A 6,739-nucleotide genomic window follows, 5' to 3' on the forward strand; every position below is an offset into this window, starting at 1 on the left:
GGTGCCCGTCCGCGTCCGTGACGGCCTGGCGCAGGAGCGAGGAGAGCGGGCGGGAGGCTGCCCGAGCGGAGGTGGTCATCGGTGCCTTTCAGTGCGCGGTCGTACCGCGCCCCGGGGCTCGAGCCCCGGGGCGGGGAGGAGGAGTCGGTGCGGGCCGGGCTCTGATCCGTCTTCGGGGAGCGCGGCGGTCGGGTCCCCGGTCCGCCCATGCCTTGCCGCTCGTCGATGGCCGCCCCGGGCCGGCTCGAGGCACTATGCCCCTGATCCAGCCTCAGAGTCGGCTTTCACAGCTGATTCACAGGCCAGACTAGGTCTCCACAAACAACTGTCGGAACGATCCCGGGGAATAAGAAGCTGGCAATTTCCTGTAAATTTCGGGCTCGGTGCCTTCTGGCGTGGGCGATGGTCCGGTCGTTCGGGGTACTGCTCTCGGTCATCTGGCGTGGCTCCCTCGGGCGCTCTCTGCACGGCCTGCACCGCCTTGGTGGCACTGCCCGGAGGAGAGGACCCTGCACGACCAGATCCGCAGTACCCTAGCCGAGGCCCTCGTCGACAGCCCCGGCTTGCCGGAACATGCGAATGCCAGAGGCCCGCGACGGCCCGAAGGAAGGGAAGCGAGCTAGTTCCCGGGGGCTCAGGCCTGACATCCGGGGAGATGCGCTCCTACCATCATGGGAACAGGACAGGTGCCTGCGAGCAGGCGGCGCGCTCGTGGGACCGCCGCGGGACTCCACGGCCGAGGGTATGGAGGTGCTGCGTGGGGATCGAACGTATACCGGGCGGGAGCGGCCTGCCGTTCAGCAAGGCCGTGAGCGTCCAAGGCCCTGGGAGATGGATCTTCGTCGCCGGGCAGCTGGGCCTGGACGAGAACGGCGCCCTGGTCCCCGGCGGCATTGCCGCCGAAGCTGCCCAGGCGTTCGCCCGGGTGCTCGGGGCCGTGCACGAGGCTGGAGGCGACACCGGGCACGTGGTCAAGATCACCGCAGCGCTGACATCCCTGGACGAAGTCGGGTCCTACCTCAACGCCATCAGGCAGGCCTTCGGGGAACACCTGCCCGCCAGCACCACAGTCCAGGCGGCCGGGCTGCTCCTGGGCGCCCACGTGGAAATCGATGCAGTGGCATTCGTGCCAGATCCGAGCCCTCACTCATAGGAGGAACCGATGACCCAGGAGGCACCGATGACAGCCGAGGCGAACAAGGAGACCGTGCGGCGCTGGTTCACCGACGCGGTCCGCGGCGGCACCGACGCCCAGAGGATGCGCCAGGCCGCTGAAGAGACCTTCTCCCCGCACTTCATCGACCACGACGGCCCCGATCCCGAACATGGGTACGAGGCGCTGCTGAACGCAGTGCCCGCCCTGCTCCAGGCCCTGCCCGACGCCCGCCTGGAGATCGAGCAGCTGATCGGCGAAGGCGACCTGGTCGCCGTGCGTCTGCGCGGGCGGGCGACGCACACCGGAGACCTCCCCGGGCGCGCGGCCACCGGGAAGACCCTGTCCTGGACCGAGAACGAGATCTTCCGGTTCGAGGCCGGCCGGATCGCCGAGAGCTGGGGAGAAGGCACCCTCGACGCGGCGCTCGGCGAGGTCGGGCTGGGGTTCGGCAGTCCGTGACCCCGAGGGCCCGGCAGCATGCAGGCTGAACCCTGCCCTTCGCGGAACGCCTTCGCGAACGCAGACGGAACACGGCCCTCCTTCGGAAGACAGGCAGCGGCGCGCTTCGGCTCGGAGGAGATCCGCGGCCACGGCGTGCCCGAGGCGATCGAGTCGATCCTCATCGGCGCCGGCCCGCCCCCGGTACAACTGGGCCACCACGTGGAAGCCGGCTCTGAACGCCTTTGCCTTCGCCTTTGCCTTCGAAGGCAGAATCAGCCCAACCGCCCGCCGCGCCAGAATCGGACAGTCCCGCTGCTGCGCCGCGTCCGGGGTGCGTGTCCGGCTCTGGGGTCGGGAGAAGTCATCTGGTGAGCCTGACGAGCTCGGCGCCGAGGTCGGGGCCGCCTGGCGTGAAGCCCTGGGCATCCGGACCGATGTACCGGACGAACTTGCCGATGAGGCCGAAGCAGGAGCCGGTGCATGAGGGCGTCCCGGTGTTGTTCCAGGAGTCACCGGGGAATCTGTAGCCGGTGAGCTGGAACGCGGCGAAGCCCTTGATGTGGAACCACCCGTTGGCGCCGTTCCCGGCGGCGTTGTCGAACACGGGCAGGAGGATGACCTGGTTCTGCAGTGAGGCGAAGACAGGGCTGCAGCCGTCTGGTTCGCTGTTGCCCGGTTTGGAGCCCATCGTCGGATTCGCCAGCGTGACCGTCACACCGCAGGAGCCGGTGTTGGAGACGAGCCAGCCGAATCCGCCCGGGATGATCTGGCCGGAGCTGGAGTCGCGGCAGCTGTTGGACCCGTGGATCTCGAGGACCTGGACCGTGCCGGAGAGGTCGAACTGGCATTCGGAGAAGGTCACGGGCACGGCGGCGGTTCCAGCGTAGGGTCCGCCCCAGGCGGCGCTGGCTGTTGCGCTGACATTCACCCGACTGATGCCCAAGATCTGGGCGAAGAAGGTGGGCATGCCCAGGCCCGAGGCGTCGGCCGCCCTGGCGGTGACATCCACGGTGCCCGCGCCGAGGACGGGGGCGTCCGCGGCAGCGAGGTTGGTCTTGCTGTTGGCATCCGCGTAGGTCTGGGCCGTTGTGCCGGCGCGTCCCTGGCAGGTGCCCAGGCCGCTCTGGGCGCAGTCGGCGGCGATGGCCAGGGCCGCCGCGTCCGCCCCGTTCTGCAGCTCGGCCTTCTTCGCGGCCATGGCGCCGACATCGATGGCCAAGGCTGCGCACCCGAGGAGGACGACCATCAGCGCCGCCACCATAACGGCGATGGCACCGCGTTCGTCCGGCCGTGGACGTCCCACGTGCAACGCCTGCTGCACCGCGGCCGGCAAGCCACCGCCTTCCCCGGGCCGCGGGGCAGCGGCACCGGCCTTGCCGGAACCGAATCGTTCCCCGGTGCCGTCGAACGGTCTGTCGGTCCTGGCCATCCCTGTCCCCCTGTCCCCGGCACGGCCTTCTTGGGCGGGCTCGCGCTGTCCTGGGGCCAAATGTCGCATGGGCTTCCGAAACGGCACCATGCGAACCTGTACCCGTTTCCTGGGGGACCCGCCACTTGGCAGGTACTCACTCACTTCCACGGACCGCCCTTCCGAGGCCCGGGCGGCGTCCGCCCCCCGGTGCCCAAGGCCTTGGCTCCGCCGAGCACGGCCGCTGCCCTGCCATCCGGGCTTGGGACTGTCCGAATAACAATGAAGATGGGGTTGCGGCTCCGGCCGGGTCTGGCTTGCTGAATAACTGACGCCCCTTCGGGGTGCTGTCCTGACTCCGACTGGTCGGCCCGGCCCGGGGTCCGCGCCTAGGTTCTGGGTGGCCGGACCGGACGGGACGTGACTTCATAGGACCTTGCTCGACCGATGACTCGTCATTGTTGTTCCGCCCAGCCCGGCGAGGTCATCCCTTCTCGAAGGGAGACATCTCCAGCATGAGCAGCACCGTGGACATATCGCAAGCAACCATCGTCACCGGGGATCGACGCACACGCAGACACCCACCATGTCGTCGCCCTGGATGGCACAGGCAGACGTCTCGGGGACAGGTCGTTCCCCGCCACTGCTACCGGCTACCGAGACGTACTGGACTGGCTGACCGGGTTCGGGGTCGTGGCTAGGATCCTTCGTGAGATAGGGCGAGGAACTGTGTGAACGGGGCGCGGCCTGGGGTGCTCTTCGCCGGTGGCGCTGGGGCCCGTTGGGCCGGGCAGGTGGACCCGCGGGGGTTATCGGGCGTCGGCTGAGCGTAGGTGGGCAGCGACGGTCTGGGCGGACTCCTTCAGCGCGATTCCGCCTTCGGCGACGCCCACGACCAGGTCGAACACCTGGTCGGGACGCATGTCGTGCTCCGCTCCGTTCATGGCGAGGAAGACGACGACCAGCACCCAGGCGGTGCGCTTGTTGCCGTCGATGAGGGGATGGTTCCGGGTAGCGGACTCGAGCAGGGCAGCCGCCTGGAGGGACAGCGTGGGGTAGGCGGGCTGTCCGAGGACCGTCGTTGCCGGCCGGGCGAGGGCCGAACCAAGCAGGCCGGCGTCGCGCACGTGGAACCCCATCCTCTCGACGAGGACGAGCGCCTCGTCGAGGTCGAGAAAGACGCTCACGCGTCAGCCAGCCGCTGGAGCGCCTCCTGGTCGTGCGAGAGGGCGAACTGGAATCCGCGCTCGATCAGGGCCTCGCGGCGGCTGCGCTGGACAAGCTGCCGCGCGGCCTCGACCACGAGCGCGCTCTTCGACGTGTGGCCTTCGGCAGCGAGCCGGTCCAGCTCGCGGTCCAGGTCCTCCGGGAGTCTGAGTGTCATGGCCATACCCCGATGGTACCAAGCTGGTACCACCAGCGCATCGGGTCCGGGCTCCCCAGCCGTAGCGGGCCCATACTCTTCAGCGTTCCGCCGACGCACGGGTGCCGGGCCCTCCGCGCGAACGTCCCCGTTGTGGTCGAGACGTTGGAGGCGCCGCTACTCGGGTAGTGGTGGGCCGGGGTCACGGGGTGCGCGCATCGGGTTCATCCCCGGAGGGGCTGCAGGAGTCGGGTCAGCGGGAGCGGCCGAGTCCGGCTGTGGTGCGGTGGGCGCGGGCCGGGCAGTCGCTGCGGTGCGGGCGGCGTCCAGCGTCGTGCCCTCGACCAGCGGGCCACCCCGGAGCGTGCGGCCCTTCCTGACATCGGCCACGGGGGCCGAGTCGGCGTCCTCGACCCGGTACAGGGCGTACTCGCTCACGCACCCGAAGTCCGCGGCCATGGCCGCGGCGTTGGCCTCGCCAACCGACTCAGGGCCCTGTGGCCCGTGTCCGCAGCGCCCGGGAGCGGCGTCTGGTGGAGCGGGCGGAGCGCACCCTCAACGCGTGATGCGCTCCGCCAGTCGCTCACATGTTGAGCGGGCGCCCCTTCGGGAGTTCCTCGGTCGCGTGGAACTCCTGGCCCTCGTTGTACTTCTCCTCGAGGTTCAGGACCTCCTTCATAAGCGCGCGGGCGACGAAGTCCTCCCAGTTCCTGAGCCCGTGCAGGTGGCGGGTCGCGTTGAAGGCGCGCTTGGCCCGCTTGTTGTCGGCCTCGTCCATGCGGATGGTCTGCTTCATCTTCGTGTCGGCGACGCGCTTCCGGGCAGGGGGCTCCTGCTGGGCGGGCTGGGGTGCCGCCACCGGCGGGGCCGGGGGCGCCTGATACTGCGGGGCCGGGGCGGACGGGGCCTGCTGCGCTGGCCGTCCCGGTAGCGAGTCTGCCAGGACTCGGGCGCTCTGGACAGGGGGCGCCTCCGGGGCCGTCTGGGCGGCCGGCTCGGGCGCGGGGGGTTGCGTGGCGTCATGAGCCGGGGCAGGTGCCTGCTGGGCCGGCGGGGCCGCTGCGGCTGTGTCCATGGGCGCTGGGCTCACGTGGGAAGCCTGGGCGGAGGACGGCGCGGTGTCCGCCGCTGTCTCGGCGCGCTGCGCTGGCTCCGGCGTCGGCCGGGGTTCGAGGATCACTTCCTCCGGGTCCTCGGTGGCGGGGCGGGCGGCGATGTCCGCGACGAGGCTGCGCTTCGGCGCCTTCGTCAGGACGATGCCGGACAGGTCGCCCCGGGTTGGGGGTGTCCTGTTCACGAAGCGGTGGCCTTCCAGACGTTGCGGGCAAGGTCCGCGGTGATGAGCCGCTGGATCCTTCCTTCGGATCCGAGCGCGGACAGCGGGATCTTGTGAGCCTGGGCCTTAGCGTAGGGCTCGCGGAACGGCAGGAGCGGCTCGAGCAGCTTCTCGCCGAATCCTCCCTTCACGCGGTCGACCCAGAACTCGATGTCGGACCTCTTCTGGATCTTGTTCATCACCACGCCGGCGATCTCGAGGCGGTCGTTCAGCTGCTCCTGCACCTCGGATATGGTCGTGACGATCTCCCGGAGTCCGTCGACGGAGCTGGCCCGGGCCTCCGAGATGAGGAGAGCGTGGGTTGCGGCGGTGAGGGCGTTGATGGTGAGGAGGCCGAGCGACGGCGGGCAGTCGATGAGCACCACGTCGTAGTCGTCGGTGACCCCGGAGAGGGCCGTCTTGAGGCGGCGTTCCCGGGCGAGCATGTTGTCCAACTCGCGGGCGAAGAGGGCACGTTCCGCGGGGATCACGTCGATGGTCTGGGCGCTGTCGCCGTGGCCTTCAGGCCCCCACCCTTCCCCTGCGGCGGTGATGGCGGCGCGGGCAACTCCCGGCTGGATCTTCTGGCCGTTCTGGGGGTCTCCGTAGAGCACATCGTTCAACGTGAGCTTTGGCTCATCGCCGTCGACCTCGACCCCGAGGGCGGTGGTGCTGTTGAACTGGGGGTCGGCGTCGATGACGAGGACCCTCTTCCCTTCGACGTGGGCGAAGGCTTCGGCAAGGCACGAGACGACCGTCGTCTTGCCTACACCGCCCTTCTGGTTGCATACCGCTATGACGCGTGCGGTCATCGTCTCGTCCTCCCGGATAGAGCAAACACTTCGGCCCCGTTTCGCGCGCGCGTAACGCGGGGCCCTTCAACGCAGCCGGCTGACTGTCCCCCTCAAGATACCTACCGCTCGCGGTCGACGTCGGGCCGCCACGCCGCTGGCAATGCCCGAATGGCTGGTATTGCCCGCCGTGCCGTAAGTGCTGGCATTTCCAGCACAGCGCGCATCCGACCCCACGAGGGGCCGGCCAGCCTTGCGGGCATTT

9 protein-coding genes are annotated in these 6,739 nt (G+C 69.7%); 3 read left to right on the forward strand and 6 right to left on the reverse strand.

The window, feature by feature from the left end:
- The first annotated feature begins 757 nt into the window (after positions 1 to 757).
- Both ACYVKZ_RS20495 and ACYVKZ_RS20500 read left to right on the forward strand, forming a co-directional pair.
- Positions 758 to 1,153 (forward strand): RidA family protein, encoded by a 396-nt coding sequence (locus ACYVKZ_RS20495; protein WP_460994297.1) that lies wholly within the window; start codon positions 758 to 760, stop codon positions 1,151 to 1,153.
- Positions 1,154 to 1,162: 9 nt separating this feature from the next.
- Entirely contained in the window at positions 1,163 to 1,615 is a 453-nt protein-coding gene (locus ACYVKZ_RS20500) for an ester cyclase (RefSeq protein ID WP_460994299.1), read from the forward strand.
- A 343-nt stretch (positions 1,616 to 1,958) separates the two neighbouring features.
- On the opposite strand, the gene ACYVKZ_RS20505 is transcribed toward ACYVKZ_RS20500, so the two are convergent.
- On the reverse strand, positions 1,959 to 2,900 hold the full coding sequence (locus ACYVKZ_RS20505; protein WP_460994300.1) for a pilus assembly protein TadG-related protein: 942 nt from the start codon (positions 2,898 to 2,900) through the stop codon (positions 1,959 to 1,961).
- 702 nt (positions 2,901 to 3,602) lie between these two features.
- On the opposite strand from ACYVKZ_RS20505, the gene ACYVKZ_RS20510 reads away from it, so the two are divergent.
- Positions 3,603 to 3,740 carry a hypothetical protein gene (locus ACYVKZ_RS20510; protein ID WP_460994313.1) on the forward strand — a complete coding sequence of 46 codons (138 nt, stop codon included), beginning with the start codon at positions 3,603 to 3,605 and terminating at the stop codon, positions 3,738 to 3,740.
- A 74-nt stretch (positions 3,741 to 3,814) separates the two neighbouring features.
- Here ACYVKZ_RS20510 and ACYVKZ_RS20515 read toward each other — a convergent pair whose 3' ends face one another.
- The 5 genes from ACYVKZ_RS20515 to ACYVKZ_RS20535 form a co-directional block, all read right to left on the reverse strand.
- On the reverse strand, positions 3,815 to 4,192 hold the full coding sequence (locus tag ACYVKZ_RS20515; RefSeq protein WP_460994302.1) for a type II toxin-antitoxin system death-on-curing family toxin: 378 nt from the start codon (positions 4,190 to 4,192) through the stop codon (positions 3,815 to 3,817).
- Entirely contained in the window at positions 4,189 to 4,389 is a 201-nt protein-coding gene (locus tag ACYVKZ_RS20520) for a ribbon-helix-helix protein, CopG family (protein WP_460994304.1), read from the reverse strand. The genes ACYVKZ_RS20515 and ACYVKZ_RS20520 overlap by 4 nt, the downstream gene beginning before the upstream one ends.
- 156 nt (positions 4,390 to 4,545) lie before the next feature.
- Entirely contained in the window at positions 4,546 to 4,827 is a 282-nt protein-coding gene (locus ACYVKZ_RS20525; protein WP_460994307.1) for a hypothetical protein, read from the reverse strand.
- Between the two features lie 124 nt (positions 4,828 to 4,951).
- The gene (locus ACYVKZ_RS20530; protein WP_460994309.1) at positions 4,952 to 5,665 is read right to left on the reverse strand and encodes a ParB family protein; all 714 of its coding nucleotides are present in this window, start codon (positions 5,663 to 5,665) and stop codon (positions 4,952 to 4,954) included.
- Positions 5,662 to 6,495 carry a ParA family protein gene (locus tag ACYVKZ_RS20535; protein ID WP_460994311.1) on the reverse strand — a complete coding sequence of 278 codons (834 nt, stop codon included), beginning with the start codon at positions 6,493 to 6,495 and terminating at the stop codon, positions 5,662 to 5,664. Before ACYVKZ_RS20535 ends, ACYVKZ_RS20530 begins: the two co-directional genes overlap by 4 nt.
- Positions 6,496 to 6,739 lie beyond the last annotated feature (244 nt).

The organism is Sinomonas soli (assembly GCF_054782415.1).